Consider the following 26,658-nt stretch of genomic DNA (forward strand, 5'->3'; position numbering starts at 1 on the left):
TCAGATAAATAAAAAGGAGTTTATCGATGAACAAGTATTTAGAGTTACTGAGTCGGGGTGATAAGGTCGGTCTTACCCTGATCCGATTAAGCATTGCGATTGTTTTTATCTGGATCGGTTTGTTGAAATTTGTACCTTACGAAGCCGATAGTATTACCCCTTTTGTCGCCAATAGCCCGTTGATGTCATTCTTCTATGAGAATCCCACCGAATATAAACAGTATATGACGCACGAAGGTGAGTTAAACCTTGTCGCCAGACAGTGGCAAGAAATGAATAACACCTACGATTTTTCTAATGGACTGGGCGTTGTGGAAGTGCTGATTGCTCTTTTGGTCTTAGCCAATCCGTTTAGCCGTTGGCTAGGCCTGATTGGCGGCCTGCTAGCGTTCCTGACGCCTTTTGTTACCCTTTCATTTTTAATCACAACGCCAGAAGCCTGGGTTCCGAATTTGGGAGACATGCACCACGGTTTCCCTTATTTATCAGGGGCAGGACGATTGATATTAAAGGATACTTTGATGCTGGCAGGTGCGATTATGATTATGGCTGATTCAGCACGGGATATTCTTAAACATCAAGCTAGAGTCGCTAAAGTCGCGGGATAAATACATTCCAGAGATAAAATAGCCAGCCGCAAGGCTGGTTTTCTTAAATAGACTGACGAAAACTTTAATTCTGTATCTGTATCTGTATCTGTATCTGTATCTGTATCTGTATCTGTATCTGTATCTGTATCTGTATCTGTATCTGTATCTGTATCTGTATCTGTATCTTTATCTTTATCTTTATCTTTATCTTTATCCTTATCCTTATCCTTATCCTTATATTTAATGTAATGGCATGAGTTATATCGGATCTCTTTTAAAGAACGCCCCGATACCGACGCGGAATTCTCTGATTGACGCTGATCATATTCATGTAAACTCACGCCAATAAAGCGTTTAAATTTATCTCTAGCCAGAACCTGCGAGTATAACGCTAACAAATTGATTAAAAAGGAGGAAATAAAATAGCATTTGATTCTCGATTGTAATGATAACTATTATCAATTATTATCCGTGAATAAATTCTCGGTAGGGTTTTGTAACCGTCTATGTCCACTCTCGCTGGTGCGTCACCTTCTGCTAGCTTTGAAGCTCTCTACAGCTCGCACCATCACTGGTTAAGAAATTGGCTGCGATCGAAGCTGGGATCGGCATATGATGCAGACGATCTGGCGCAGGATACCTTTATGGGGATTCTCGTCGGCAATAAAGCTCATGAAATTCGTGAACCCAAATCCTTCTTATGCACCGTTGCTCGCCGGGTCATGATCGACTATTTCCGCCGTAACGCGCTGGAACGTGCCTATCTTGAAATGCTGGCACAAATGCCGGAAGTTTCTGTCACCTCACCTGAACAGCGCCAGTGCCTGTTGGAAACGCTGCAACAGATCGACACCATGCTTGATGGGCTTGGGCATAAGGTACGCCAGGCATTTCTGATGTCGCAGTTGGAAGGGCTCACTTATCCGGTGATAGCCGAACGTTTACAGATATCGGTTATTTCAGTCAAAAAATATATGGCAAAAGCGACCGAACATTGCCTGCTGTTTGCACTGGAACATCCTCAAACGCCATGAGTTCCTCATTATCTGAATCTCAGCAACGGGCCTTGAAAATGGCTGCGCAGTGGTTTGCTGCCCTTTGTGACGAAAACGTCACGTCGCAGCAAAAGCAAAAGTGGCAACTTTGGTATCAGCAGCATGAGGATCATCGCTGGGCGTGGCAGCGGGTCGAGGCATTACAGGGGCAGTTTCACAGCATGCCCGGTACATTCAGCTATCAAACCCTCAATCAGGCACGACAGCAGGCGGAAATCACTCGGCGTCGGGTATTGAAAGGATTGGTGGTTTTTCTGGGAGTCGGTGGTTCCTGGAAAGCCTGGCAGTCGCCTACCGGGCAAGGGCTGTGGGCAGATGCGCGCACCTCGACCGGTGAAATTAAATCTCTGCCTTTGAGCGATGGTTCCCAACTTTTCCTCAATACCGCCAGTGCGGCAGACATTCGTTATACGACGGATCGGCGGCTGATCTGGCTACATCAGGGAGAGATCGGCATTACCACTGCAAAAGATCTGCAGGCTCGACCTTTTATTGTGGAAACATCGCAGGGCTGGATGCGGGCGTTGGGTACACAATTTATCGTGCGACAAACCGGAGATATCACACAGTTATCGGTGCTTAAACACGCCGTCGAAGTGAAGCTACGCGCCGCTCCAAATCAAATTATCACCGTGAATGAAGGTCAGTCGGTGAGTTTCAGCGATCGGGATTTCTCTGCCTTGACTCCGTTAATCGCCGGTGCCGGAAGTTGGACTCAGGGGCGATTAAGCGTCAGTGACGGGCGGCTGGGTGATGTCATTGAAGACATTGCGCGTTATCGACATGGCCGCCTAAGCTGCGATCCGACGGTTGCCGAGCTGCGTATTAGCGGCACTTTTCCTCTCAAGGATACCGATCGTTTGCTAAAAATACTGACTCAAACTCTTCCTGTTAAAGTTCAATCACTTACCCGATATTGGGTGAAAGTGGTGCCTGCCTGAATGCTTATTTCTAAATAAAAATGATAAAAAGTCGCATTCGCGATTATACCTTTTGCGATTTCATTCGACTCCTACATAGCACAGTAAAAAAACATAAATTCTGGAGAGGGTATGTCCATTTCTTCACGCGCAGGCGTTTTTGGCATTTTTAGCAAGGCAACACCATTGGCAATCGCCATTCATTGCACGTTAATTCCAGCGGCGATGCTGGCACCGGTAATGGCGACGGCGGCTTCTGCCACCGCGAGCTATCACATTGCACCGGGTGATCTCGATACCGCATTGAATCTGTTTGCCAGTCAGTCTGAGATCACTTTGTCAGTGGATTCCTCACTGACTCGCGGCAAACGTAGCGAAGGCCTAAACGGCAATTATTCGGTGAATAGCGGTTTACACGCTTTGTTATCGGGTAGTGGTTTACGGAGTAAAGCGCTGGGCGGCAATGCTTTCACGCTGGAGCCTGAGGTCTCAGCTAACGCAGATACTCTGACCGTAGTCGGTGATTGGTTAGGGGATGCGCGTGAAAATGACATTTTTGAACACGCCGGGGCGCGTGATGTCGTGCGCCGCGCAGAGTTTGCTAAAACGGGTGCGACTACCGTTCGTGAGGTTTTAAACCGTATGCCGGGCGTGAATGCGCCGGAAAACAATGGCACTGGCAGCCATGATATGGCGATGAACTTCGGTATTCGTGGCCTTAATCCGCGTTTAGCCAGTCGTTCTACCGTGCTGATGGACGGTATTCCCGTTCCTTTTGCCCCTTACGGCCAGCCTCAGCTTTCCCTTGCACCGGTTTCGCTGGGTAATCTGGATGCGGTCGATGTGGTGCGCGGCGGCGGTGCCGTGCGTTACGGGCCGCAAAGCGTTGGCGGCGTGGTTAACTTCGTGACTCGCGCTATTCCGCAGGATTTTGGCCTCTCAGCGGGCATGGAAGGCGCACTGAGCCCGACATCGAGCCAGAATGATCCCAAAGGCACCGGAAATCTGATGATTGGCGGCACGGCGGATAACGGTCTGGGAGCGGCGCTGCTGTATTCTGGCACTCGCGGTAGCGACTGGCGAGAACACAGTTCCACCAAAATCGACGATGTGATGTTGAAAACGCGCTATGCGCCAAACGATGTACATACTTTCAATAGCTTACTGCAATATTATGAAGGTCGGGCTGAAATGCCGGGCGGTTTGTCACGTGCGGCTTATAACGCCGACCCTTTCCAGTCAACGCGTCCTTACGACGAATTCTGGGGCCGTCGCCAGCTCGCGAGTCTGGGTTACCAATATCAACCGGATCAACAGCATAAGTTTAATATCCAGAGCTTCTATACCTACACCTTACGCAGTGGCTATCTCAATCAGGGCAAAAATATCACCCTGTCACCGCGCGAATATTGGGTTCGCGGTATTGAACCGCGTTATAGCCAAAGCTTCACATTGGGCTCGTCCGCCCATGAAGTGGGTATCGGCTATCGTTTCGTTAGCGAATCAACCCATGAATTGCGCTACACCAGTTTAGCCAGCAGTGGAAAATTACCGACTACCAGCAGCCCGTTTGACCGGGATACTCAGTCCGGAACTCAGGCTCACGCCTGGTATATCGATGACCGTATTGATATTGGTGATTGGACGATTACGCCGGGGATACGCTATGAGCGTATTCAGTCTTATCAGAATAACTACATTAAGAATACTAAGCAGGACATCAGCTACAACGCGCCGCTGCCCGCTCTGAATGTGGTTTATCACCTGAATGATGCCTGGAATATCTATGCTAATACCGAAGGTTCCTTCGGTACGGTGCAGTACAGCCAAATCGGAAAAGCCGTGGATAGCGGCAAAATTGAGCCGGAAAAAGCGCGCACATGGGAATTGGGGACGCGCTTCGATAACGACATCGTGAAAGCGGAAGTCGGACTGTTCCTGATTAACTTTGATAATCAGTATGATTCCAATCAGGTGACTGATAGCGTGACCGCTCGCGGTAAAACCCGCCACAGCGGTTTGGAAAGTCAGGTGCGCTACGATCTGGCGGATTTATCTCCCGCATTGGATAACCTTTCGGCCTACGCCAGCTATGCCTATGTGAATGCGATAATCCGTGAAGAAGGTGCTAACCGCGGTAATCAGGTGCCGTTCTCACCTAAAAACAAAGGCACGCTGGGGCTGGATTATTCACCGGGTAGTTGGACGTTTAACCTAAATAGCGAGTTCCAGTCCAGCCAGTTTGCGGACAATGCCAATACTGTGAAAGAAAGCGTGGACGGCAGTAACGGGCGAATTCCTGGATTCATGTTGTGGGGCGCTCGCGCCAATTACAACTTTGGCCCGCAAATGGCCAACCTGAATCTGGCGGTGGGCGTGAAGAATATCTTCGATCACCATTACTTCACCCGCGCCTATGACGATAACAACAAAGGAATGTATGTCGGCCAGCCGCGTACCCTTTATCTGCAAGGTTCGGTGAAATTCTAATATTTCAGCATCGCTGCTATGCCGGGTGTCTCTATAGGATGCCCGGTAATTTTTACTTTTTCTGCCAGAGGTTCTATGTCTTTTATCTCACGATTGGCCATTCCCGTGTGTCTGATGTGTTTATGTCTAGGCAACGCCGGAGCTGTGACGGTGCAGGATCAGCAGGGCGCTTTTACTTTCAATGGCATGGCTTCCCGGGTTGTGGTTTTGGAATTGTCATTTGTGGACGCTTTAGCCTTAGTTGAAGTTAGCCCGGTAGGCGTAGCGGACGATAACGATCCCGAAAGAATATTGCCGGAGGTACGCCAGCGCATTCAGCCGTGGCAGTCGGTTGGAACACGTTCACAGCCGAGTCTGGAAGCTATTGCGGCTTTAAAACCGGATTTAATCATCGCGGACAGCAGCCGCCACGGTGGTATTTATGCTGCGTTAAAAGGCATTGCGCCGACGCTGATGCTTAAGTCTCGCAATGAAACCTACAGTGAAAATCTGGAATCAGCGGCGATAATCGGTGAAGTGTTGGGGAAAAATGCCTTAATGCAGCCGCGCTTGGCCGAACATCATCAACGTATGCAGGCTTTTGCCGGCCAGTTGCCGGAAGGTGAAAAAGTGGTATTCGGTACTTCCCGCGAACAGCAGTTCAATCTGCACAGCCGTGAATCTTACACTGGCAGCGTTTTGACCGCTTTGGGCCTGATCGTGCCTGAACCCGTGAATAAGCAGGCGCTCGCCAATATTAGTCTCGAACAGCTATTAGCGATCGATCCAGAATGGCTGATCGTCGCGCATTATCGTCAGGAAAGTATTGTAAGACAGTGGCAGAAAGATCCGCTGTGGCAGGTGATGAAAGCGGCACAGCAAAATCATGTTGCTGCGGTAGATAGCAATACCTGGGCGCGTATGCGCGGGGTTTTTGCCGCAGAGCATATCGCCAGTGACGCCGTGGCCATTTTGCATCATCGGTCAAGAAACGAAACGCCATGATCGCAATGTTATTATGCTAATAAAACGCCTTTTTATCGGGTGGCGCTGGGCATTGCCACTGTTGGTATTAGCGCTTGGTTTCTGGCTCACGTTGTTTTGCCGCTCGGCGGTGCCGATTGCGCCGTTAGAGGCGCTGCGCGCTTTGTTTCCGGGTGCGCCGGCAACCTTGGCGCAGGCTTTGGTGCTGAATCTCCGCTTGCCGCGCAGTCTGGTCGCCATGCTGTTGGGTGCCAGTCTGGCTCTGGCGGGTAGTCTGCTGCAAACGCTGACCCGCAACCCGCTGGCTTCCCCCTCATTATTGGGGATTAATGCCGGAGCCTCGCTGGCGATGGTAGTGGTTAGCGCTCTTAGCCCGCAGCTGTTTTCTGGCTTTAGCATTGCTTTGGCTGCCGCCTTAGGTGGAGGTATCAGCTGGGGCGTTGTTATGCTACTTGGCGGCGGCTGGCAGCAGGCAGGTGACCGTAGCCGGCTGGTTCTGGCGGGCGTTGCGGTATCGGCACTATGTGCTGCTCTGGCCAAAGCAACGCTGATTTTGTCTGAAGATCAGGCCTACAGCATACTCAACTGGCTAGCCGGTGGCGTTGCTCATGCGCGCTGGCCGGAGTTTTGGCATTTATTCCCCTTCACGCTGATCGTGGCTCCACTGGCGTTGCTGCTTGCTAGCCGCTTGAATGTATTGCAGGTCAGCGATGAAAGCGCTCACTCACTTGGAGTGAACCTTCCTCGTTTGCGATTATTAATTAATCTGATGGTATTGCTGCTGGTGGGCGCCTGCGTGAGCGTAGCTGGGCCGCTGGCCTTTATTGGCTTGTTGATACCCCATATGGCGCGAGGTTGGATCGGTTATGACCTACGCCGTATGCTGCCTGTCAGCATGATCATGGGGGCTACGCTGATGTTACTGGCGGATTTACTGGCGCGAGTGCTGGCGTGGCCGGGCGAAATCCCCGCCGGTGCAGTGTTGGCTTTGATTGGTGCGCCGGTCTTTATCTGGTTGGTCAGGAGCCGAACATGAAGCGCCCATTCATCACGTTGATACTGCTGCCGGCGTTGGTATTGCTGACATTGTTGCTGTCACTGCGTTATGGCACCCACACTTTGAGTTTCAGCCAGATGCGCATGGCTTTTCTTCCGGCAGACGACAACTATTTTCCGCTCGTCGAATACCGTTTGCCTCGTGCGCTGCTGGCAATGATGGTTGGCGCGGCGCTGGCATTGTCCGGTGTATTAGTTCAGGGGGTGATTCGCAATCCATTGGCGTCACCGGATATTTTAGGGGTGAATCATGCCGCAGGGCTGGCGTCGGTTAGCGCCTTGATGCTATTTCCCGCTCTATCGGTACTGTGGTTGCCGCCGATTGCTTTCATGGGCGGCGTATTGGCGTTTATGCTACTTCGCGTCTGCGCGGGTCAATCCGCCGCGTTAAAACTGGCGCTAACTGGCGTGGCTCTGACCGCTTTTTACGCCAGTCTGACCGATTATCTGATGCTGTCACATCCGCTGGAAATCAATAACGCGCTGTTATGGCTGACCGGCAGTTTGTGGGGGAGAGGCTGGTCATTTGTTCTGGTTATTGCTCCCTGGCTGGTCATCCTGTTGCCGCTTAGCCTGTGGTTTTGTCGCGATCTGGACGTGATGGCGCTGGGAGAGAATAGTGCGTCAACGCTGGGCATTTCGGTACGGCGCGTACAATCGCTGGTATTAATATTGGCAGTAGCGCTGGCGGCTATCAGCGTGGCTGTATGCGGCCCGATTGGATTTATCGGGTTGGTCGCCCCTCATTTGACCCGAAAACTAGTCGGTGGGCGTCATTTGCTGCTGATTCCCGCGGCAATGTTGGTGGGGGCGCTTATCCTCCTATGGGCCGATCTACTGGCCAGAACGCTACATCCTCCCCTTGAACTGCCAGCCGGCGTATTAACCGCGGTGATTGGCGCTCCTTATTTTTTCTGGCTTTTGATGAGAAACCGCTGATGCAACTCTCAATTGAGAACCTGCGCGCTGGCTACGGTAAAAATACCATTCTTAGCGACTTATCGCTGACTCTGCCAGCGGGCAAAATTACCGCATTGCTTGGCCCGAATGGATGTGGGAAATCAACTTTGTTGAAGTGTTTTTCGCGTTTGCTGACGCCATCATCTGGCAGCATATGGCTTGATAACTATCCTATTTCCGCATTATCTAGCCGCGAACTGGCTCGTCAACTCGCATTGTTACCGCAACAGCACGTTGCACCAGAAGGTATTCGGGTATGCGAACTGGTCGGCTATGGCCGCAGCCCGTGGTTAAATCTGTGGGGGCGGTTAAGCGCCGATGACAAACGCAAAGTTGAGCAGGCGATGCGCGATACTCAGATCGCGGATCTGGCAGATAAATTGGTCAGCGAGCTTTCCGGAGGGCAGCGTCAGCGAGCATTTCTGGCGATGGTATTGGCGCAGCAGACGCCGCTGTTATTGCTCGATGAACCAACAACTTATCTCGATATTAATCATCAGGTTGAACTAATGGCGTTGCTCCGTCGGCAAAATCAACAGGGAAAAACTCTGGTCGCAGTATTGCACGACCTGAATCAGGCTAGCCGTTATTGCGACAATTTGGTGATGATGAGGCAGGGCAAAGTTATTGTTCAGGGTACGCCGGAGGAGGTGATGACGCCGGAGCTCTTGGCGGAAACTTTTCAGATTGACGCGCAAATTCATCGCGAACCGATTTCTGGCCGACCGATGTGCATTGTGAAATGACGCCCCGCTTTTCATCTAATAGATTGCTGATTGAGTAAAATACAAGGCGGATTAGGCTGCGTCTTTGCTCTGAGAGAACGAATTGTTAACAAGACTAATAAAAACAAATGACGGTTAAAAAGTAGCAGAGAAAAATAGTAGAGAAAAAAATAGCAGTGAGAAACCGTAACGTTGATAAAGAACGGCGGTGAGAACTAATGGCCGTAAAAAGCGTATATCCACAGCCGTAGATATACGCGCACTTTGCATGACGATTATCGGATACAACGTAAGGTATTACAGTGCCAATTTGATTTCATTCGCCAAAATGTCACTGATATTTTCGTGTGTTTTCGTGGTTGGATGCATATTATCCCAGAAAACAAAAGCGCCATTACTATTCTTACATTCGTCTCGTGGTGACGCACCGGTAATATAATCGAGACTTGAATCTCGCAAATTCAAACAGGTGTCTTTGGAGTTAACATAGCCAAATTTCTCAGGGTTTTTGATGATATCCTCAAACGCCGTATTTAGATTTGGCATAATCCATTTAACATCAGGATATGTCGATTTCAGTGAATTGATTAATGAGATTAGCTTAGTGTTAAACTCGATAGATTTATTTTTTAACTTGTCTTTATCAGATTGACTCCAACCTTTAACAGCAGGAACAGTAGAAAAGTTGGGTAGACTAAATACCGCAATCTGCTTCGCGCCTAGATTCTTTAGTCGGACTAAATCATTTTTATAGTTATTAATGATGTCATCAGGTGACTTGCTGCCCGTAATGAAATCATTGCCACCAAATAAAGCCAGAAAAAGAGTTTTACCGATAGAATACCCATCAGATTTTTTTATATAGGACTCAAAGGAGTCCAGCTGCTGCCCAAAGCCGGAGAAGATAAGGCCGCTGCCGCTCTCCGCGTTACCTGTTGCCCAAGTGTAGCTAGGCACTTTAATGTGTTTTTGGCTCAGATACTCATGCCAAACCAATCCATTTGAGAAGTGCCCTAAATACCAGGTATTACTGTTAGGCACAGTTCCGTAGGAACCATTATAGACATTGATCGTATCTGATAGACTGTCACCAAAGACAACCATTCGGTCCAGTTTAGTTTTACCAATATCAATTGTCGGTATTTTGTCTCCTTCATTCCAGAACGAATAGTAGTAAGACAACGTGTAATCTGACGCATAAGGGATAAGGTCGGTAAAACTAATATTTTTCTTATTTAATGTATTAATACAAACGTCTTTGATTTCCTGATGAGTTGATTTCGTATAAAACATATTGGCTAAAATAGCGCTGGAATACCAATGGCCATTAACGGTGGCATAATCATTGGCTGAATTGCCTGCGCGGCCCCATTCCCAGGATGACGTAGCGTCAAACGATTTATCTTTGTTTTTCCGGTAAGCACACTTTATATAGGTATAGGTTTCACTCTTATTGAGTGATTTTTGCATGTTCTTTTCAGGTGGAACACTAGTCTCTGAAATTGAACTCACATCATTAGCTGCATAAGATGAAATGCAAAAAATAGATAACAATAAAGCCATAGGCATCTTATTCATTTTTTATTTCCTGTTTGTTTTTGGTTTTAAATAGAATTGAAAATAATCTCTATATTAATAAAGCTATTGTTTTTGGTGGTAAGAAACACAAATATTCGCGGCCTGACCGGCCAGCTCTTTTCGATCGCTGGAAACAAAAATGCCAGAAATATAGTGACCCTCGAGAGCGAATTTCCGATAGTTAGTTGAATAGCGCTGACCGACACTCAAGGTTCGGCCATCGCTTAAGGTAAATTTAACCTCATCGATAGCTCCATTTCCCCAGGTTTCGAGCGTATTAATCAGGCTTCCATTAAGTTCTATTGAGCGGGATTCACCGGTAACCGTACCCTGTTGGTATCTGTTGCCGTTTGCAAAGATAATTTCGAACCCGCCTACTCGCAAAGCTCCGCCAATACGCTGGATATAGCCTTTAATCGATTTAATCTGGTTGATGCGACCATTAACCAGACTGGGTTTGAATGGCTCAGGCATATTAATTTCATCTTTTAACGCTAAAATCCGAGCCTGGCTGGTTGGCCAGCCAAAGAAGGTGAAATAACACAACGTTTTTAAATACAGACCTTTCGTGTTACTGCCATTTTTTTGAACGTTTTGAATGATCTCTGTATATTCCATACCATGTACCCGGCAATAACCGTGGGCGTACATGACATTATTTGCCACTGTATTGGGTGAAGATTCGTTGTACTGAATATCTAGCTCTGTATCGTAAATACCCTGTGTATAATCTTCGACATGCTTTACCAGTTGATCAATGTTCCGCTGAAGTTGCCCAACCTCATTGTTGTTTAATCCAATTTCATCTTTACGCTCAATACCCATAGTCCAGTACATGATTTGCATCAGAGCAGTCGTCGAATACATGGAAAGAATATGGTAATTGGTTTTGTGATCAAAGGTAGTGAACTTGCGCTGTACGCTGTCTAAATTTACGGAGATACTCATATATAAGCTTTTGGCTTCTGGCGTACCGGGATGATCCTGTAGCGCGGAAACTACGGATGCAATCTTGCCTTTAAGTTCGGCGATATCGCCTAATAAGATACCCTGAATCGCTTTAAGGACACTTTCCTCAATAAGCTGGTGCAGCTGTCCCATCATTTCCTGCCAAATATCGCGTTCTTGATCTTTCCAGAAGAAATCGATAATTGAGGACAGATAATCTCCAACGTAAGGAATAAAGGATATACCTTTAATTATCGCTTGCTTAAGGATAGCGGAAGAATTCCAGTCAAACTCGTAAGCCGAGCTAGCATAGACAGGGTAAGGAGTCAGACTGGCGATATTGTCATACTCTGTAATTTTATTCATTTAACTTACCTTTTATTTTCATGATTTATTCAAATCAGATTGAATATTTAAAACTTTTTTTTGGCCATAAAAAGTCTCAATCCGGCTTGAGCCGAAATTCAGAATTTTATGTAAAGTCCTGGCTCTTCACTGGCATGAAGATGAGATTTTTCAGGCTGTTTCTATTTTCCTCTGATAGAAGATTTACAATCCGTTAATTAATCGCTACTTTTATTTCTCCTCTGCTGTTACGTACGCTTTTCGGCTGGTTTTATTTACCAATACCACTTTGCTGTAATATAGAGAGTTCGATGGTGACTGCAGTAACTTAGATTCACCGACACTCACCTCAATGGACGTATAAAGGAACCATTGGCTAGTGAAACTGTGCGACCAATAATACTCGGCAGTAATGAGGTTTGCCGCGCCATCATTAGTGATCATTATGTTTCGGCGGCTTTCTGGAATAATGGGAGTGCTTTGATAGAAGACCTCGGTGCTGGAGTTTGGCGCTACTTCGGCTGCGACTCTTGCTCTGAGGGGGGCGGAGATTAAAGCCGCTGCTTGAGCTTTATAAATTTCAGTTGGTTTTTCCACTTCAACTGTATTTGATTCTGTATTAATCGTGATGGTTACCTTGTTCATATCTTTATCCTTTTTTATACCAACCAATTTGTTGGTACGAAAAGACTATTCAATAAATCACTGATTAAGAAATCAATATCGGGTTATAATTGATGATATCGTTAATGCTCTATTTTTATCTTAACTAAGCTATTCGTGTTTGATTTGTTGAGTGATGACAGCGATATTTATATTTTAATGCAAAACTTATTTTGTTTTTTTTATTAAATTATAAGTTATAACGTATTTAATTGATTAAATAATAATGGCTTGATCTGATGCGCTAAATTTATTGCATTCTTTTGCGCCTCTTTTCAGGCTGTGGTAGGGAAAACTTGAGGACGGGAGAGAAGCGGTCAGTGACGTTGAATAAAGTTAGTGAGAGAGGCGTATTTCTGAAAGGTTTTCTTATTCATTAATGGGGAGTATAGGGGGGGTAAATATTAGGCCTATTTTAGTCTGGATAATCTTGCTGCGTTCAATCTCATACGGGTGGACTAACTCTCAAAGATTATGTGGGATAAGTTTTATCGGAGAGTTATTTGGACTCTGTGGGAGTGCATTTTGTCGGATAGCTGTGTTGGGGTAATTCGAGCAGCTTAGGCCTTTTCGGCCTGGATGACATGCGGTTGTTCCCGTAACAATGCATTTTTCTTCTCCAGCTGTTTTGTATGCTGCGCTTGTTTGGTTATAGCCGAGGCTAAATCTTCAGCCTGTCTTTTCAGCTGTAATAACCGGGCATTCAATAAGTCATTCTGCGCTTTTAGCCGTTGATTATCCCGTTGAGCTTGGTTAGACGTTCGCTGCTGATGACGAACCAAAAGTACGATAAGAAGCAAGGCGAACAATAATATTCCGGTGCTGTAGATAGTTGGGAGTAAAAATGTCATGAGTAGCTCTTTGTGAAAGTTAAAATACTGAGTGAACAACTTGGACCCATTGGGGACTAACTATTGGTTAGTTCTGTCTGTTGGCATGGTTTTGTATAAAATAAGCCATGTTACTTCCCTGACGAATTAGATAAACGGTGCCATAAGTAGCTCAACGCTGTGCTGCCCATTGTGCCGAATAATCCAGAAAATAGGAATGTCATGTAATGGCTGGCGCCGCTCTCAAAACTTAATAATCCACCTAATAAACCGGTGAAGCTTGATATCGTTATTTGGCTGAGCACACCCATCCAACTCCATTTACTGCGAGTGCCTTGTCTGTCCATCAGGTATCGTACTAAACCTCCCCAAGCAGAAAAAATGCCGATAATTATCCATGTAATAATCTGTGTTTCTGCCGGGGACTTTAGTGACATGCGGTTATCTCCATTTATTTGCCACTGTTAATGGCTAACTGATAATACCTATCCGCTCTGTGTTATCATGAAAATCAGTGTAATCAATCATTTTAACTCGCAACTATGGTAGTTAATTTCATCTCTCGTATGAACTAAATGAGAATTAAGTCAATAGAGAGGTGTGGTAATTAATTTCCGTTTTTGCCCGATTCGTTTGGATAAGTTAAATGCTATTTCTCATTGTCGTTCGATACTCAATGGTTTGATTATTTATAAATAATAAATTATTGCTTCTGTTCTATTCAAGTTATTTACGATTCTTTTAGTTTATCCAGTTTGAGACGCTGGATTATCTTTGGTTATATACCTGTTGGTTATACTGTCAGAGTTTCAGATCTACTTATATTGAGGTTAATCCTGATTATAATGAATTATTTTCCTTAATGTTCAGTAAGAACTTGACCAGAAAACACATGATCCCATTATTGCTTGCAATAATTGTTATGATGTTCCGCTGGACTTTGCAATTTCCGCCGTTGTTCATTGAGATGGATATCTGAATGACATCACCTATGGTTGATAATTTACTCCTTAAACGATAAGCCAGCTGCGAAACGTTACCTTTACCGATAATGCTCTCTCTACCTTTCCAAACGTGAGTGACGATTTCGTTTATAGGAATACTATTATTTTTCCTGCGATTGAGCAGGAACTGTAGCATCAAAAATTCCTTTTCTGTCAGCACGATCTTCTTATTATCATAATGCAATGACTTTTGTGCTCCATCGATAAACAAGACCTTCATTATCATTCTCCATATGAGTGAGTCATTTATTAGATAAGAATGATAATTCATGAGGTGATTAATTAACACGCTAAATTATACTTGAGTTTTATTTTTTGAACGAAGTAACAAAACGTGTGACTGGTAGTACTTTTTGATCTTTTGTTATTGTAGTCTTGGGTATTATATTTTTCTTTTTTTCAAAATTGATTTTCATCATTAAATTAGTTGGTTACCCAATCCATCTTTGCATTTTCGTTGGACATTCCTATTTGTTTTTCTCGGATTTTTCTCATTTTTTCAATTTTATTGTGATTGTTATGAGTAAGAATTAGCTTTACTGTTTAGTATTGTTTTAATTTATCTGTTAATAAATAGGGTGATTAACATTCCTGCTTCATATTAATGCACTGGGTCTGTTGAGCGGAGATTAACTGATTAGCCTCGCTAAACGAAAGGAGTTTTGGCCTCCTGAGAAAACGCCGGAAAAGTGCAACAGACTAAGGATATATCGCTAAAGAATGCCATATTGCAGAGATTCAATTGCCAGGAAGAAGAGAATCAGGGTGAGGCATACCTATAATTGATTATGTGAGCGCTTTTAATCTAAGCGTCTCGCAGTTATGCCATTGTTGATAAAGGGTAAACTCAATAATGTAATTGATTGATATAAATAGATATTAATATCGAATAAAGCGTTTTGGTAAAACAGGTTATCTTAATAGTAATAATTAAGTGCGTTAATACTTTTTGGAAAAGACATGATTCTAATTATATATGCTCATCCTTATCCGCAGCATTCTCATGCGAACAAACGCATGATAGAGCAGGCGGAGACTCTCGAAGGTGTAGAAATTCGCTCTCTTTACCAACTTTATCCCGATTTCAATATTGATGTCGCCGCTGAGCAGGCAGCGTTGTCTCGTGCCGATCTCGTTATCTGGCAGCATCCGATGCAGTGGTACAGCATGCCGCCGCTGCTTAAGCTGTGGATGGACAAAGTTTTGGCTCATGGTTGGGCTTATGGTCACGGTGGTACGGCGTTACGTGGAAAAAATCTGATGTGGGCGGTCACCACCGGCGGTGGCGAAAATCATTTTGGCATGGGGAGTCATCCCGGCTTTGAGGTGCTTGCTCAGCCGTTTCAGGCCACGGCACTTTATTGCGGTCTGAAATGGTTACCGCCTTTTTCCATGCACAATACTTTTATTTGTGATGATGAAACGCTTCAGGCCCAGGCTCGTCATTACAAACACCGTCTGATGGAATGGAAGGAGGCGTTTTATGGATAGCCATATGCTCATACAGGCACTGATTTATCTTGGTGCAGCGGCGTTGATCGTACCAATTGCGGTGCGTTTGGGATTAGGTTCGGTATTAGGCTATCTGATCGCCGGATGTATTATTGGGCCGTGGGGATTACGGCTGGTTACCGATGTTGACAGTATTCTCCATTTTGCCGAAATCGGCGTGGTATTGATGCTGTTTATTATTGGTCTTGAGCTCGATCCGCAGCGACTGTGGAATTTGCGCGTCTCCGTCTTTGGCGGTGGAGCATTACAGATGGTGGCCTGCGGCGCACTTATCGGGTTGTTCTGTATGTTGCTGGGTCTGCGCTGGCAAATTGCCTGTTTAATTGGGCTAACATTGGCGCTCTCCTCAACGGCAATTGCTATACAGGCGATGAATGAACGAAATTTAATGGCTTCGCAGATGGGGCGCAGCGCTTTTTCCGTATTGTTATTTCAGGATATAGCGGCGATTCCTCTGGTTGCGATGATTCCACTTTTAGCTGCCAGCGAATCATCCACCACTCTGGCTGCTTTTGCGTTTTCAGCTCTGAAAGTTGCCGGAACGCTTACGTTGGTCATTTTGTTGGGGCGTTATGTCACCCGTCCGGCTCTGCGTTTTGTTGCTCGCTCTGGTTTACGCGAGGTTTTCAGTGCCGTAGCGCTATTTCTGGTATTTGGCTTTGGTCTATTACTGGAAGAAGTCGGATTATCTATGGCGATGGGGGCTTTTCTCGCCGGGGTGTTGCTGGCGAGCTCTGAGTACCGACACGCGCTTGAGAGTGATATTGAACCCTTTAAGGGTTTGTTATTGGGGTTATTTTTTATCGGTGTCGGGATGTCGATCGACTTTGGCACGCTGATCGATAATCCGCTGCGTATTATCGTTTTGCTGGCGGGCTTCCTGATCATCAAAACGACAGTCCTGTGGTTAATTGCGCGTCCGCTTAATGTTCCTCGCAAGCAGCGCTATTGGTTTGCCGTATTTTTGGGACAGGGGAGTGAATTCGCCTTTGTTGTTTTTGGCGCGGCGCAAATGGCGAATGTGTTAGAGCCAGACTGGGTGAAATCCTTGACTTTGGCCGTGGCGCTTTCAATGGCGATGACGCCGATTTTACTGGTGTTGTTGGCGCGAATGGAGAAATCCGACCACGGACCGGAGCGCGAAGCCGATGAAATTGATGAAGAACAGACGCGAGTCATTATTGCCGGATTTGGTCGTTTCGGGCAGATAGCAGGCCGCTTGCTGCTTTCCAGCGGCGTGAAGGTAGTGGTACTCGATCACGATCCTGAGCATATCGAAACCCTGCGGAAATTCGGAATGAAAGTGTTTTATGGTGATGCGACACGTATGGATTTGCTGGAATCCGCAGGGGCAGTCAAGGCGGAAGTGTTGATCAATGCCATAGACGATCCGGCAACCAGTATGCAGCTTACGGAAATGGCGAAAGAGCATTTCCCAAACCTGCAAATCATTGCTAGAGCGCGGGATGTCGAGCATTACATTCAGCTTAAACACGCGGGCGTTGCTCAACCGGAGCGTGAAACCTTTGAAGGGGCGTTGAAAATCGGGCGTCTGGCGTTGGAGAAACTCGGTCTGGGCCGCTATGAAGCGCGGGAGCGCGCCGATCTGTTCCGCAGATTTAATCTCCAGATGGTACAGGAAATGGCGGAAGGGGAGAGCGATACCCAGTCTCGCGCTGCGGCATATAAGCGAACCAGCGAAATGCTGACGGAAAGCCTTGCCGAAGAACGCGCTCATCTTTCCCTCATTCAGCGTCATGGTTGGAAAGGAACCGATGAAGGCAAGCATACGGGTGAAGTAGAGGATAAATCGGAATCCCAATCTTCCTGATGATCTAAGTAGAATGCTGTGCTCCACCTATATTCTTTTCTTAATAAATAAGGAATAGAGGTATAGGAAGTCGGAGTGTAGAAAAACAGGTGTGCAGCATTCTTTAGCAGTATCGGTAAATCAAATATCAGTATGTGTGCTATACGTTATTTTTTCTCTAATACACTGTATTTTAAACAAATTTTCTATGCGTCAAGATCTTAATGACCTGTATTACTACGTCCAGGTAGTGGAGCACGGTGGATTTTCTCAGGCTGCTCGCGCGCTGGATATGCCCAAATCAAAACTTAGCAGGCGCATTGGTATGCTGGAGGAACGTTTGGGAGTGCGGCTTATCCTACGTTCAACCCGTATTTTTACCGTCACTGAATTGGGGCAGGCTTACTACACCCAGTGTCGATCTATGCTAGTTGAGGCTGAAGCCGCGCAGGCCATTATCGAATCAGCACAGTCCGTGCCTTGCGGAACCGTCCGACTGGCTTGCCCGATAACTATATTGCATGCCTATGTGGGAGATATGTTGGTAGATTTCTCCTTACAATACCCCGATGTCAGTATTCAGCTCTTAGGTATGAATCGCCCCGTAGATATTCTGACTGAAGGTGTAGATCTGGCCATCAGGGTAAAGCCTTTGCCTGTGGATGGGGCTGATTTAGTTATGCGAGGGTTGGGCTATGCCGCTCAGTACCTTGTCGCTAGCCCGATTTTACTGGAAAAATATGGTATGCCGTTGACGCCGGTTGATTTGGCGTCGTGGCCAACGCTTGGTTACGGGTCTTCTATGGAAAAACATTGTTGGACGCTGATGGGAGCCGATGGGATGCAAACCACCCAGCACCATGTGCCTAAATTTGTCTCTACCGATATGGAAACCTTATGCAAGGCGGCAATTGCCGGAGTTGGTGTGGTTCAGCTTCCGGCGATGATGGTGCGATCTCAGCTTGAACATGGCCGTTTGGTTCGTCTGCTACCTGACTGGGCGACATGTCGGGAAATTATTCATGCGGTATTCCCTTCTCGGCGAGGGCAGCTTCCATCTATTCGCGCCTTGATTGATTTTCTGGCTGAACGATTCGGAACGATAAAAGAAGGGCGATAGGGCACTGGTCTATTCGATTCAAGCCTCGGTTGTCCGTTGGTACGAAACAGGTTCAACCGAGGCTTGCTAACTATGGATTACCTGCGGATTAACGCTGAGAATCCAGTTTTTCGTTACTTTTCAATACTTCCTGAGCTTTGCTATAGCTTTCAATCAGCAATTGATAGGCTGGGAATATCTGAGTGTAAACCTCCGCCCATGCTTCGGCGTCCGCGCGATTCCAGGTGCTCTGAAGTTCTGCGGCCACGGCGGCGGTATCCATTGGTACTACCCCTGCCTGAACGATGCGGGCAAGCGTAATTTCCTGCGCCATCTTGCTGTAAGTGCCTGATGCATCGATGACCGCGAACACTTTATATCCCTCGGCGACGGCGCTAATGGACGGGAAAGCCATACAAACGCTGGTAATAGTGCCTGCGATAATCAGGGTTTTGCGTCCGGTTGCTTTTACCGCTTTAACGAAATCCTCGTTGTCCCAGGCGTTGATTTCTCCTTTACGTGCAACGTATTGGGCGTGCGGAGCATTTGCATGAATTTCTGGAATCAACGGGCCATTCGGACCTTGTGGAACGGAAGCCGTGGTGATTACCGGCATGTTGCACAGGGTCGCCATTTTTGCCAGCGCAGCAGCCCGAGCGCGTAGCTCCGGCATTGGCATATCGGCCACGGTTTGGAAGAGGCCGCTTTGGTGATCAATCAGCAGCATCACGGAATCGTTGACATCAATAACTGGGCGTTGACCATTGAAATTAGCTGGGATAGACATCGTATTCTCCTTTGTTGTACTTAGGTGCGACCGAATCGGTTAGGTTTCAGCAAAGCTGTTTCACTTAATTACTATATATTCACAACAACAAGCGGAGTAGACGCGAAAATAGCTCATTACGTTCTATAAATAGAACAATTAGGTCGCTCTGATCTACAGGGTTTTTACGGAATGAGTCCGTGTGGCATTACGGCGAGGGGAGTGATGCAAATCGCGGAGGGAAAGCATCCGACCGCGCGCTTGCTACAGAAACACGCTTTATTTTAGATTGGCGCTAAAACCCTTACTGTTTCCTGAATCATCAATCAAAGCAAAAGTAAGGCTAGTGCTGCCAGCTGCCGGAGAGCGGTTGAGAGGAAAGTTGAGCGTTGAATACGGGGAAACCATATCCGGCAGACTTTCCGCTGAGTCTAATGTCAGGGAGGCGACCGACGCATAATAAGGCGTCGGATTATCAACTTTGACCACTGCGGTATCGCCGTTGCGCTCTAACGTGAAGGTTAATGCTTTACTCAGCGTGTCTCCCGGCGCAGCTATATTCTTAGGGCGATAAAATACTTTGTATTGCATACGTAGTGCCAATGTCACGAAAGACTCGTTATCGACTTGAGTGACGGTCTTTGGCGGAATTTCGTAGACATTGAGCCAAAATGCGGACTCTCTATCTGTCGGCAACTTACTGACGCCGGATAAAATGAGTCGCAGGCTGCGCTGCGCCTGAGGTTGTAGACGAAACAGCGGCGGAAGCACTAATACAGGAGAAATTGCTTTCTCCGGCGTTGCCATTAAATCGCCATCATCTACCCAGACCTGCACCGCCACTGGATAGCTATTGCTGTTAACCAATTGCAGTGACTCTTCGGTATGGCCTTCACTAAAGATCACGCGCGTTCTTTCCGCTATCACGCTGGCCACGGCGGGTGTGCTATGAGCCACTATTAGTAGCAAAAGTAAGCGGGTGATGCCGCTAGTCAGGCGTTTGAATGGCATATTATTGAACACGGATAACCACTTGCGCATGTGCATTCACCGCTCCTGGCGTAACAGTTTGCCCGCTGATCTTGCCTAACTCAGCCCGAAAGTTTTCAGTGTAGCTATTTCCGCCGGTTACACTGCCGGTGGTTTGCTGCGCGCCGTCGAAGATGCCATACCAGCCACCGCTATTACCGGTTAATGTCACGTTTTTTGATAGCAGATTAATTGGGTTATTGTTGCGATAAATACGGATACCGACACCGCTGGCCGTTCCGGATGCACCATAATTATCTGATATCAAATGGCTGATACCGCCACTGCCATTCATTAATCCCAATGATTGAGCTTTTGCTGCGTTTGCTGCGGGAACCAAAAAGCCCATCGCAACTGCGCCAGAAGTCACTCCAGATGTGATGCCAGTTTGGCATTGAAAATCCACGTGAAATTCCGCCGAACTGGTGTTGCCGCTATTCAGCTCTGCTACAGAAATTCTGGGTAATATCACCGTTGGTGTAAAATTGGTCACGGCGCAAATCGTCGTCCGGCGGAAGGTAACATAATTGTACAGGCCGATTGACGCAGGCCAGGTTGCATACCAGCCGGGCCAGTTTGATACCGCATCAGTGCCTTCAATCGGCCCATTGATACCCGGCCCTTTAAAGGCAATATAGGCGTTGGGCTGAGTGTAGGCATAGGTATAAGAAGCCGCGTTATTGGTACCACTTCGGGCATAATCAATGCGAAACAGTTCGGTATAGATATTGCTGAAGTTCTTCGCTTTAACCAGAATACGGCCGGTGCTGTCCTTATCAAGATCGGTCAGGCGACGGCCTTTCCATAATCTAGAGTAATACTCACCAGTTGATAAATTAGTAATACGGATAACAACGTTACGTACATAGGTGGCGAAGCCAGAGGGAACGTTGCCAGCAATGGTGCCGTCCTCATTTTTACCCGCATAATTATTATCACCGTTTGTGGCATACATTTCGAAGATCTGATCTACGTCGGCTGCATCACAGCGGAACAGCACTCGTTCGGGATCATAGCCAGTATTCAGGGCAAAAGTGGTAAAGTTTGATGTCGCCGCTGCTAATAATGTGCCATCCGGCTGGAAATTTGCATTGGTACTGAGGTCGATAATGCCTGGTAAACCCAGCGAGCCATTATTGTTATCCAGAGAACCCGCCCAGGAACCCGCCGTTCCATCACCGGCACCTAGCTGACTTTGCGCGGTAATTTTAGAGCAGGCTGACCAGGCAGAACCACTGCTTAGCCCGATCAGTATTATTAAACCAGCCAGAATACGCGGGCGGCGATAACAGGCAGTGGACGTTGGCCGTGAGACTTCGCAAGGTATTAACTGCTTTGTTGGTCTTAACATTATTTTTCTCATAATTGTTAACGGTGGCAACTGCCTGTTATATGAATAATATCTTGCTCGGTATCCTGATCATTGAAAGTATAAGGTAGCTCACATTGATCACCGCTGTTTTCGCCCCAGCGGACATGCAGCGAACCTTTTTTGTCTTTCACACGGACATAGATCTGGTTTCCCTGACCCACCATACCGACAATGTCATCTTGACTGTTATACACGTCGGCACCCAGCGGTAACCCTTCACCGTCGGCGGTTTGAGTCTGAATTAACATCGCATAGCCGGTCAGTGTCTCGAATTTAACTTTCACTGCAGCACCGGCGTAAGGAACCACGCGACCCTGATTTTCTTTCAGTTCGGTATTACGATTAATGCCTTTGGTATCTAAACCTATCGTATTGTAATTATAAGGCGTTAAGGCTGGCACCAGAGCGAAGCCGTTATTATCGATCCGGGCCCCCTGTGCGTTGCGAACGCTTGCCCCTTGGGCGCCATCCGCTTCAATTAAACCGAATGTTTCACCCAAATAAGGCCCAAATGTTACGCCTTTGCCGTGAATAACTGCGGCACCGCGCGCACCGGCACCATATTGGGTGTAATTATTGCCGCGCGAATAACTACCGTTGACGGTCGCATTAGGGAATTGTTGTTGCACATTGGCTCCCCAACTATTTGAGTTATTGCCGATTTTATTATCGTCATAGCCAGCATTAACCGAATAGTTAAAGGAATTCCGCTCACCGGCAGTGCCTGATAACGATGTCTGGTAGCTATTGCCGCTTTTCGGATTACGGTTGGCAGACATCGACAGATATTGGCTTTTGCTGCCGATATTTAGCGGAATTGACAGCGTTAATGTCGCGATGTTTTCGGTATTACCATAGCGTGTCGTCGTCGTATTATTACTATCTTCGGTTTCCCAACCATACAGCGTCGAGGTATAAACGCTACGCTGCCGGCTAATCGCCAGGTTATAACTGATATCCCTATAGTTATTTGAATAACCCAGCTGTAACTGTGTATCCCTCTGCGTATCATTATAATAATCGCTGGTTGAGGCAGAGGCATAAAGCTGGCCGAAACTCCCCAGATTCTGATTGATTGTGGTGGTAAATTGGCTGCGTTGTTTATAGGTTGATGAATCCCATATTCCGCCGTTCTTTTGCACGGAACGAACGCCAAATACATCGTTTAAATCGCGATAACCTTTGGTTGAATAGCGATATCCCGCCAACGAAAAGGTCGTTCCGGTTTCGCTGAATGTTTGGCTATACGTTGCCTGCATACGCCAGCCATTCTGGGTTTGGTCATTTTCGACCTTAGCGTGAGAGAAAGTGGTATTGAGGCCGAAAGCGCCGACTGAAGTGCCAATGACTCCTCCGGCCAGCAGCGCGGTGTAGTCTTTCGCTAATCGTAAACCGGAGTTACCCGTTAGCTGATTGGTCAGGCCGCGTTCATAGGTAAAATCAGTGAAATAGTTATCAATGTTGGTAAAGTCGCGTGATGCCCCGGCAACGGCGCTATAACGGCTCACGCCAGGGCGCATTGAATCAGGTACGGCGCTGAATGGCACAGTAAATGTTGAACGGCTACCGTTCGCTTCTATGATCTCAACGTTGAGATCACCCTGGCTGGTGGTGCTATATAAGTCATTAATAACAAACGGGCCGGGGGCGACGTTGGTTTCATAAATTTCACGGCCATTCTGGCGAATAATGACTCGCGCATTGGTACTGGCAACTCCACGGACTTCTGGAGCAAAGCCGCGCATTGATTCCGGCCACATACGTTGATCGGTGGCTATTTTTGCTCCACGAAATGACAGGGTGCCAAATAACGTACTGTCGGTGAAAGTTTCGCCCAGCGTTAATTGGCTATCTAATTGGGGAATAGGGCGTTGTAAATAAGTACGAATATTATTCCATTGGCTATCGCTACCGTTGCTGTTATTGGAATAGCGCAGGTTGGATTGCTGGCGTATTTGCCATAATCCTAAATTAAGCCCGCTTTTTAATCCCATAAAAGCATAATCAGAGGTGCTATTTTGCTGTTGGGATTTTGTCTCACTGCGATAAAAGTTGGAGCTGTAATTAACGAATAAGAGATTTTCACCTTCTTCCCATTCGCTCCGCTCTATATATCCCCGAGGCCGTTTTTTTAATAAGGCTTGTGGAATTGATAGCTCTAATCGCAGTTTTGCCTGATCAAAGTGAAAAGACGCGCCTTTGACCCGCTCGGCCAGTGGAACACATTGTTCTATCAGCGGAATCGCAGAATCTGAAGGGCGTGACTCTATTTCAGGTGTGTTGGGTTGTCGGGATAGGGAATCGCCTTTAGCCGTGAGTTCAACGCCAGCGGCTGTTAAGAATTCATCATTCAGGCAAGGGTAGGCCTCTGACGAATCAGCATTTTTAATAAATTTAACAGTGGTACGTTTAAATAGCCTGTTATTAATCAGAACATCTACGGCATCGTAATTTCCGGCGGTTACGGCATTCTCTTTATTCAGTTGATTCAAACCTGAGGCGAATTTTGTTCCTAGAAAAAGAGATTCATCAAATTCGAGGTCTTGCGGTTCTTCCTGAGCTAAAGGCGCATCAACATATAAGATTAAAGTAATACACAAAGTTAATGCTTTTTTACGGCCGGAGAACTTCTTTTTTAGACTGACACGTACAAACCCCATAAATATTCCTTCGCCGGAAAGATGCTACTGAATTTTATAACTGCCGGTATCTTGCCCACCGAAATCATTCACGAGTAGGAACTTTACGGTAGCATTTGAGGGGGCCGATGAATTCGGAATAACCCACTCAGCTTGAGACATAGGCGCAATCATTTCTGATTTCATATTAAGTTTTTTACCACTTCCAACGACTTCCGCGCTGGCAATAGTGGCATAGAAACCAGTGGGGTTCTTTCCTGTGACAACGACATCCTTGCCTCGTTGGTGAAGGCTAAAAGTGAGTGCGCTGGGTACCTGATCTACGCGGCCTGCAATATTTTCTGGCCGATAAAATACTTTAATGCGATTACGCATCAGCACTAACATTTTGTTATTTTTTTCTGCTTTATTGACGGGGGGCACCTGTAAAAAATTCAGGTAGAACACTGACTCTCTGTCCGTCGGCAGACCACTGCCGGTATATTTCAAGCGCAATGTTTGTCCTGCATTAGCTTCAATGCGAAAGAACGGTGGGGTAACGATAAAAGGAGCCTTGCCTGTGTCTGGTGTTGACTGGGCATCGCCGCTGTCTAGCCAAACCTGAATGGCATTAGGAAAGCTATCATTATTGGTTAATTGTACGCTGTGCTCTTTTTCCCCTGCGGAATAAATAATCCGGCTACCGTTCATGACTACACTAGCCTGAGCGAAAGACATGCCTATGAAAAGTAAAAGAGTGATAAACAGGTAACGGTAACCAAGTATATTAATTGCCATGAGGATATCCTCTAAATGCGGGCGAAATAACTATATCCCTGGTTGCCGAGTGTGGTCAGAGATATGCTGCATACATTCACCCGAGCAACTTATTACTAAGTTCCTCGGGTGATTTTACTTACTTGCAGCGTACCTGCCGCACCAGTTAATTAAAGTATATCCTATACGGCCACGCTTATTTTTTTACAGGTAAGAAACCGCATATTGGACAGAGGCAATGACTGAACCTGGGGTGGTTTTCCCAGTTGCATAGTATTGAACGGCAAAATCATGTTCTGCTGATGTATCACCCGCTTTTAACACGATACCATCTTGTGCTACACCGCTATTCAGATCGATACCGGTTGTTGTGGTTGAGTCTTTCAGTAATTGAAGTTCAACGTTGGTTGCGGTGCCTGTATTTTTTAGGTTACCGGCGGTAGTAACCTGGCTACCTACAAACACAGTTTTGATGTCAATATCATCAACCCCTGGAGCACAGCCGGCAACACCCAGAGTAAAGGTTGTCTTACCTGCTGTTTTACCAGAAGCATCTAAATCTGTACTTGATACCGTTGGCAGCAAAACCATTGGGTTTGCGTCAAGCCCGTTGACTGTCACTGAACAGGTTTGCGCTGTGACTTCCCCTTGGAATGTAATTGTATTATTGCTCGCCGCCATTGCTACGGTTGTGGATGCAGAGAATAACGCGATAGCCAAAGTAATCTTATTCATTTAAAACTCCAATACAATAATTAAATGTGCGGTTAGCATTCATTCGTATTTAGATAGGAATGAGTGTTTAACTTTATATATGTGAAGTGGGCTAGTGACTATGTTCGCGAATGTTATTCGGTTATACTCGTCAGGTTTCCACGTGCCTTTTATTAAAAGTAATTTGGCAGTCATTATTTATCTGCGTCTATTACTTGATGAGAGAATGATATAGAAAACATATCTGGCTGGACATAGGATAAGCGAACCAATTTATGTGGGAAAATTCCTACAGATTTTTATGGCTGAGGTTTTTCTGACAATTTGTTGTATTGCTGGTGCTTTTTTATTTTGTATGATAATAAACGCATGTCACCCTTATTGTATTTATTGTGAAGTATAGGCTTATGTTTTTTATACATTCAATCTCTGCTTTTATAATGTAATTAGTACTGTTTTTCATTGGGTTATAAATTTGATTGAGAAATAAATGATAAGCATCCTGTATTAGTTATATTGATTTTTTATTGACGTAAAAGATCTTGAAAGAGAGTTATTATCAATATCTAAGTAACGAATAAATTTAACCTGCCAGCATAAATTTTTCCTATTTGAGTCATTCCACTACTCTCCCTCAATATGTTCATTAGCCCGATAGTCTTTTTATCGAGTGCAGTTCATTTTGGAGTCAGACAGCATCGGCGATGGTTTATCTGCGATTCTTTTTATTAGACTATGCCGTGGGGAAGTGGTTAAGAGAATAAGCAGTGAAACGATACCCAGATGTAATAAAGGTTTTGCACGACATCTGAGTTTGCGAGACATTTCGTTTCA

The 26,658-nt window shown here is 46.2% G+C and carries 24 protein-coding genes; 11 read left to right on the forward strand and 13 right to left on the reverse strand.

Annotation, left to right across the window (positions count from 1 at the left end; translation table 11 throughout):
* Window positions 1-26: 26 nt before the first annotated feature.
* On the forward strand, window positions 27-608 hold the full coding sequence (gene rclC, locus ACQ4OC_RS09740; RefSeq protein ID WP_064515095.1) for a reactive chlorine resistance membrane protein RclC: 582 nt from the start codon (window positions 27-29) through the stop codon (window positions 606-608).
* On the opposite strand, the gene ACQ4OC_RS09745 is transcribed toward rclC, so the two are convergent.
* Window positions 578-931, reverse strand: coding sequence for a hypothetical protein (locus ACQ4OC_RS09745; protein WP_430971133.1), 354 nt, complete (start codon window positions 929-931; stop codon window positions 578-580). The two genes, rclC and ACQ4OC_RS09745, sit on opposite strands and share 31 nt — an antisense overlap.
* Before the next feature lie 165 nt (window positions 932-1,096).
* On the opposite strand from ACQ4OC_RS09745, the gene fecI reads away from it, so the two are divergent.
* The 7 genes from fecI to fecE all read left to right on the forward strand — a co-directional run bounded on the left by fecI (window position 1,097) and on the right by fecE (window position 8,780).
* Window positions 1,097-1,624 carry a ferric citrate uptake sigma factor FecI gene (fecI, locus tag ACQ4OC_RS09750; protein ID WP_430971134.1) on the forward strand — a complete coding sequence of 176 codons (528 nt, stop codon included), beginning with the start codon at window positions 1,097-1,099 and terminating at the stop codon, window positions 1,622-1,624.
* The gene (gene fecR / locus ACQ4OC_RS09755; RefSeq protein ID WP_064515092.1) at window positions 1,621-2,586 is read left to right on the forward strand and encodes a ferric citrate uptake sigma factor regulator FecR; all 966 of its coding nucleotides are present in this window, start codon (window positions 1,621-1,623) and stop codon (window positions 2,584-2,586) included. The genes fecI and fecR overlap by 4 nt, the downstream gene beginning before the upstream one ends.
* 111 nt (window positions 2,587-2,697) lie before the next feature.
* On the forward strand, window positions 2,698-5,055 hold the full coding sequence (gene fecA, locus ACQ4OC_RS09760; RefSeq protein ID WP_120806579.1) for a TonB-dependent Fe(3+) dicitrate receptor FecA: 2,358 nt from the start codon (window positions 2,698-2,700) through the stop codon (window positions 5,053-5,055).
* 75 nt (window positions 5,056-5,130) lie between these two features.
* Complete coding sequence (locus ACQ4OC_RS09765; RefSeq protein WP_064515088.1) at window positions 5,131-6,039, forward strand: Fe(3+) dicitrate ABC transporter substrate-binding protein FecB; 909 nt, start codon at window positions 5,131-5,133, stop codon at window positions 6,037-6,039.
* A gap of 13 nt (window positions 6,040-6,052) precedes the next feature.
* A complete protein-coding gene (gene fecC, locus ACQ4OC_RS09770) occupies window positions 6,053-7,054 on the forward strand; it encodes an iron-dicitrate ABC transporter permease FecC (RefSeq protein WP_064515086.1) in 1,002 nt (333 codons plus the stop codon).
* Window positions 7,051-8,013 carry a Fe(3+) dicitrate ABC transporter permease subunit FecD gene (fecD, locus tag ACQ4OC_RS09775; RefSeq protein WP_064515084.1) on the forward strand — a complete coding sequence of 321 codons (963 nt, stop codon included), beginning with the start codon at window positions 7,051-7,053 and terminating at the stop codon, window positions 8,011-8,013. Before fecC ends, fecD begins: the two co-directional genes overlap by 4 nt.
* Entirely contained in the window at window positions 8,013-8,780 is a 768-nt protein-coding gene (gene fecE / locus ACQ4OC_RS09780) for a Fe(3+) dicitrate ABC transporter ATP-binding protein FecE (RefSeq protein ID WP_120806580.1), read from the forward strand. Before fecD ends, fecE begins: the two co-directional genes overlap by 1 nt.
* A gap of 276 nt (window positions 8,781-9,056) precedes the next feature.
* On the opposite strand, the gene ACQ4OC_RS09785 is transcribed toward fecE, so the two are convergent.
* The 6 genes from ACQ4OC_RS09785 to ACQ4OC_RS09810 all read right to left on the reverse strand — a co-directional run bounded on the left by ACQ4OC_RS09785 (window position 9,057) and on the right by ACQ4OC_RS09810 (window position 14,347).
* Window positions 9,057-10,337: an SGNH/GDSL hydrolase family protein gene (locus ACQ4OC_RS09785; RefSeq protein WP_064515080.1), complete on the reverse strand. Its 1,281-nt coding sequence runs from the start codon at window positions 10,335-10,337 to the stop codon at window positions 9,057-9,059.
* A 63-nt stretch (window positions 10,338-10,400) separates the two neighbouring features.
* The gene (locus tag ACQ4OC_RS09790; protein WP_430971135.1) at window positions 10,401-11,651 is read right to left on the reverse strand and encodes an insecticidal delta-endotoxin Cry8Ea1 family protein; all 1,251 of its coding nucleotides are present in this window, start codon (window positions 11,649-11,651) and stop codon (window positions 10,401-10,403) included.
* Between the two features lie 210 nt (window positions 11,652-11,861).
* On the reverse strand, window positions 11,862-12,275 hold the full coding sequence (locus ACQ4OC_RS09795) for a hypothetical protein (protein ID WP_064515076.1): 414 nt from the start codon (window positions 12,273-12,275) through the stop codon (window positions 11,862-11,864).
* Between the two features lie 578 nt (window positions 12,276-12,853).
* A complete protein-coding gene (locus ACQ4OC_RS09800) occupies window positions 12,854-13,144 on the reverse strand; it encodes a hypothetical protein (RefSeq protein ID WP_064515074.1) in 291 nt (96 codons plus the stop codon).
* Between the two features lie 110 nt (window positions 13,145-13,254).
* Window positions 13,255-13,560, reverse strand: coding sequence for a phage holin family protein (locus tag ACQ4OC_RS09805; protein ID WP_071925577.1), 306 nt, complete (start codon window positions 13,558-13,560; stop codon window positions 13,255-13,257).
* Window positions 13,561-13,963: 403 nt separating this feature from the next.
* Window positions 13,964-14,347 carry a helix-turn-helix domain-containing protein gene (locus tag ACQ4OC_RS09810; RefSeq protein WP_064515072.1) on the reverse strand — a complete coding sequence of 128 codons (384 nt, stop codon included), beginning with the start codon at window positions 14,345-14,347 and terminating at the stop codon, window positions 13,964-13,966.
* 740 nt (window positions 14,348-15,087) lie between these two features.
* Between ACQ4OC_RS09810 and kefF the strand changes: the two genes are divergently transcribed.
* From kefF to ACQ4OC_RS09825, 3 genes are all read left to right on the forward strand, one after another.
* Window positions 15,088-15,618: a glutathione-regulated potassium-efflux system oxidoreductase KefF gene (gene kefF / locus ACQ4OC_RS09815; RefSeq protein WP_064515071.1), complete on the forward strand. Its 531-nt coding sequence runs from the start codon at window positions 15,088-15,090 to the stop codon at window positions 15,616-15,618.
* Complete coding sequence (kefC, locus tag ACQ4OC_RS09820; RefSeq protein ID WP_064515070.1) at window positions 15,611-17,470, forward strand: glutathione-regulated potassium-efflux system protein KefC; 1,860 nt, start codon at window positions 15,611-15,613, stop codon at window positions 17,468-17,470. The genes kefF and kefC overlap by 8 nt, the downstream gene beginning before the upstream one ends.
* A 187-nt stretch (window positions 17,471-17,657) precedes the next feature.
* Complete coding sequence (locus tag ACQ4OC_RS09825) at window positions 17,658-18,569, forward strand: LysR family transcriptional regulator (protein ID WP_120806581.1); 912 nt, start codon at window positions 17,658-17,660, stop codon at window positions 18,567-18,569.
* A gap of 88 nt (window positions 18,570-18,657) precedes the next feature.
* Here ACQ4OC_RS09825 and ACQ4OC_RS09830 read toward each other — a convergent pair whose 3' ends face one another.
* From ACQ4OC_RS09830 to ACQ4OC_RS09855, 6 genes are all read right to left on the reverse strand, one after another.
* Entirely contained in the window at window positions 18,658-19,335 is a 678-nt protein-coding gene (locus ACQ4OC_RS09830; protein WP_064515067.1) for an isochorismatase family protein, read from the reverse strand.
* 258 nt (window positions 19,336-19,593) lie between these two features.
* Window positions 19,594-20,361 carry a fimbrial biogenesis chaperone gene (locus ACQ4OC_RS09835; protein ID WP_120806582.1) on the reverse strand — a complete coding sequence of 256 codons (768 nt, stop codon included), beginning with the start codon at window positions 20,359-20,361 and terminating at the stop codon, window positions 19,594-19,596.
* Window positions 20,327-21,694 (reverse strand): fimbrial usher protein StbD, encoded by a 1,368-nt coding sequence (stbD, locus tag ACQ4OC_RS09840; protein ID WP_120806583.1) that lies wholly within the window; start codon window positions 21,692-21,694, stop codon window positions 20,327-20,329. The genes ACQ4OC_RS09835 and stbD overlap by 35 nt, the downstream gene beginning before the upstream one ends.
* A 17-nt stretch (window positions 21,695-21,711) precedes the next feature.
* The gene (locus tag ACQ4OC_RS09845) at window positions 21,712-24,375 is read right to left on the reverse strand and encodes a fimbria/pilus outer membrane usher protein (RefSeq protein ID WP_064515063.1); all 2,664 of its coding nucleotides are present in this window, start codon (window positions 24,373-24,375) and stop codon (window positions 21,712-21,714) included.
* 24 nt (window positions 24,376-24,399) lie between these two features.
* On the reverse strand, window positions 24,400-25,131 hold the full coding sequence (locus ACQ4OC_RS09850; protein ID WP_064515061.1) for a fimbrial biogenesis chaperone: 732 nt from the start codon (window positions 25,129-25,131) through the stop codon (window positions 24,400-24,402).
* Window positions 25,132-25,314: 183 nt separating this feature from the next.
* Window positions 25,315-25,845: a fimbrial protein gene (locus ACQ4OC_RS09855; protein WP_064515059.1), complete on the reverse strand. Its 531-nt coding sequence runs from the start codon at window positions 25,843-25,845 to the stop codon at window positions 25,315-25,317.
* Window positions 25,846-26,658 lie beyond the last annotated feature (813 nt).

Origin of the sequence: Yersinia sp. J1 (assembly GCF_050586585.1) — a bacterium.
Taxonomy (GTDB): domain Bacteria; phylum Pseudomonadota; class Gammaproteobacteria; order Enterobacterales; family Enterobacteriaceae; genus Yersinia; species Yersinia entomophaga.

What these genes read in the sequence shown, in the direction of transcription:
- ACQ4OC_RS09765 (WP_064515088.1), top strand. Translation starts at nt 5,131, where the DNA reads ATGTCTTTTATCTCACGATTGGCCATTCCCGTGTGTCTGATGTGTTTA.
- fecE (WP_120806580.1), top strand. Translation starts at nt 8,013, where the DNA reads ATGCAACTCTCAATTGAGAACCTGCGCGCTGGCTACGGTAAAAATACC.
- ACQ4OC_RS09805 (WP_071925577.1), bottom strand. Translation starts at nt 13,560, where the DNA reads ATGTCACTAAAGTCCCCGGCAGAAACACAGATTATTACATGGATAATT.
- ACQ4OC_RS09800 (WP_064515074.1), bottom strand. Translation starts at nt 13,144, where the DNA reads ATGACATTTTTACTCCCAACTATCTACAGCACCGGAATATTATTGTTC.
- rclC (WP_064515095.1), top strand. Translation starts at nt 27, where the DNA reads ATGAACAAGTATTTAGAGTTACTGAGTCGGGGTGATAAGGTCGGTCTT.
- ACQ4OC_RS09785 (WP_064515080.1), bottom strand. Translation starts at nt 10,337, where the DNA reads ATGAATAAGATGCCTATGGCTTTATTGTTATCTATTTTTTGCATTTCA.
- ACQ4OC_RS09810 (WP_064515072.1), bottom strand. Translation starts at nt 14,347, where the DNA reads ATGAAGGTCTTGTTTATCGATGGAGCACAAAAGTCATTGCATTATGAT.
- stbD (WP_120806583.1), bottom strand. Translation starts at nt 21,694, where the DNA reads ATGTTAAGACCAACAAAGCAGTTAATACCTTGCGAAGTCTCACGGCCA.
- kefC (WP_064515070.1), top strand. Translation starts at nt 15,611, where the DNA reads ATGGATAGCCATATGCTCATACAGGCACTGATTTATCTTGGTGCAGCG.
- ACQ4OC_RS09835 (WP_120806582.1), bottom strand. Translation starts at nt 20,361, where the DNA reads ATGCACATGCGCAAGTGGTTATCCGTGTTCAATAATATGCCATTCAAA.
- ACQ4OC_RS09795 (WP_064515076.1), bottom strand. Translation starts at nt 12,275, where the DNA reads ATGAACAAGGTAACCATCACGATTAATACAGAATCAAATACAGTTGAA.
- kefF (WP_064515071.1), top strand. Translation starts at nt 15,088, where the DNA reads ATGATTCTAATTATATATGCTCATCCTTATCCGCAGCATTCTCATGCG.
- ACQ4OC_RS09845 (WP_064515063.1), bottom strand. Translation starts at nt 24,375, where the DNA reads ATGGGGTTTGTACGTGTCAGTCTAAAAAAGAAGTTCTCCGGCCGTAAA.
- fecC (WP_064515086.1), top strand. Translation starts at nt 6,053, where the DNA reads ATGCTAATAAAACGCCTTTTTATCGGGTGGCGCTGGGCATTGCCACTG.
- ACQ4OC_RS09790 (WP_430971135.1), bottom strand. Translation starts at nt 11,651, where the DNA reads ATGAATAAAATTACAGAGTATGACAATATCGCCAGTCTGACTCCTTAC.
- fecD (WP_064515084.1), top strand. Translation starts at nt 7,051, where the DNA reads ATGAAGCGCCCATTCATCACGTTGATACTGCTGCCGGCGTTGGTATTG.
- ACQ4OC_RS09825 (WP_120806581.1), top strand. Translation starts at nt 17,658, where the DNA reads ATGCGTCAAGATCTTAATGACCTGTATTACTACGTCCAGGTAGTGGAG.
- ACQ4OC_RS09855 (WP_064515059.1), bottom strand. Translation starts at nt 25,845, where the DNA reads ATGAATAAGATTACTTTGGCTATCGCGTTATTCTCTGCATCCACAACC.
- ACQ4OC_RS09850 (WP_064515061.1), bottom strand. Translation starts at nt 25,131, where the DNA reads ATGGCAATTAATATACTTGGTTACCGTTACCTGTTTATCACTCTTTTA.
- fecR (WP_064515092.1), top strand. Translation starts at nt 1,621, where the DNA reads ATGAGTTCCTCATTATCTGAATCTCAGCAACGGGCCTTGAAAATGGCT.
- ACQ4OC_RS09830 (WP_064515067.1), bottom strand. Translation starts at nt 19,335, where the DNA reads ATGTCTATCCCAGCTAATTTCAATGGTCAACGCCCAGTTATTGATGTC.
- fecI (WP_430971134.1), top strand. Translation starts at nt 1,097, where the DNA reads ATGTCCACTCTCGCTGGTGCGTCACCTTCTGCTAGCTTTGAAGCTCTC.
- fecA (WP_120806579.1), top strand. Translation starts at nt 2,698, where the DNA reads ATGTCCATTTCTTCACGCGCAGGCGTTTTTGGCATTTTTAGCAAGGCA.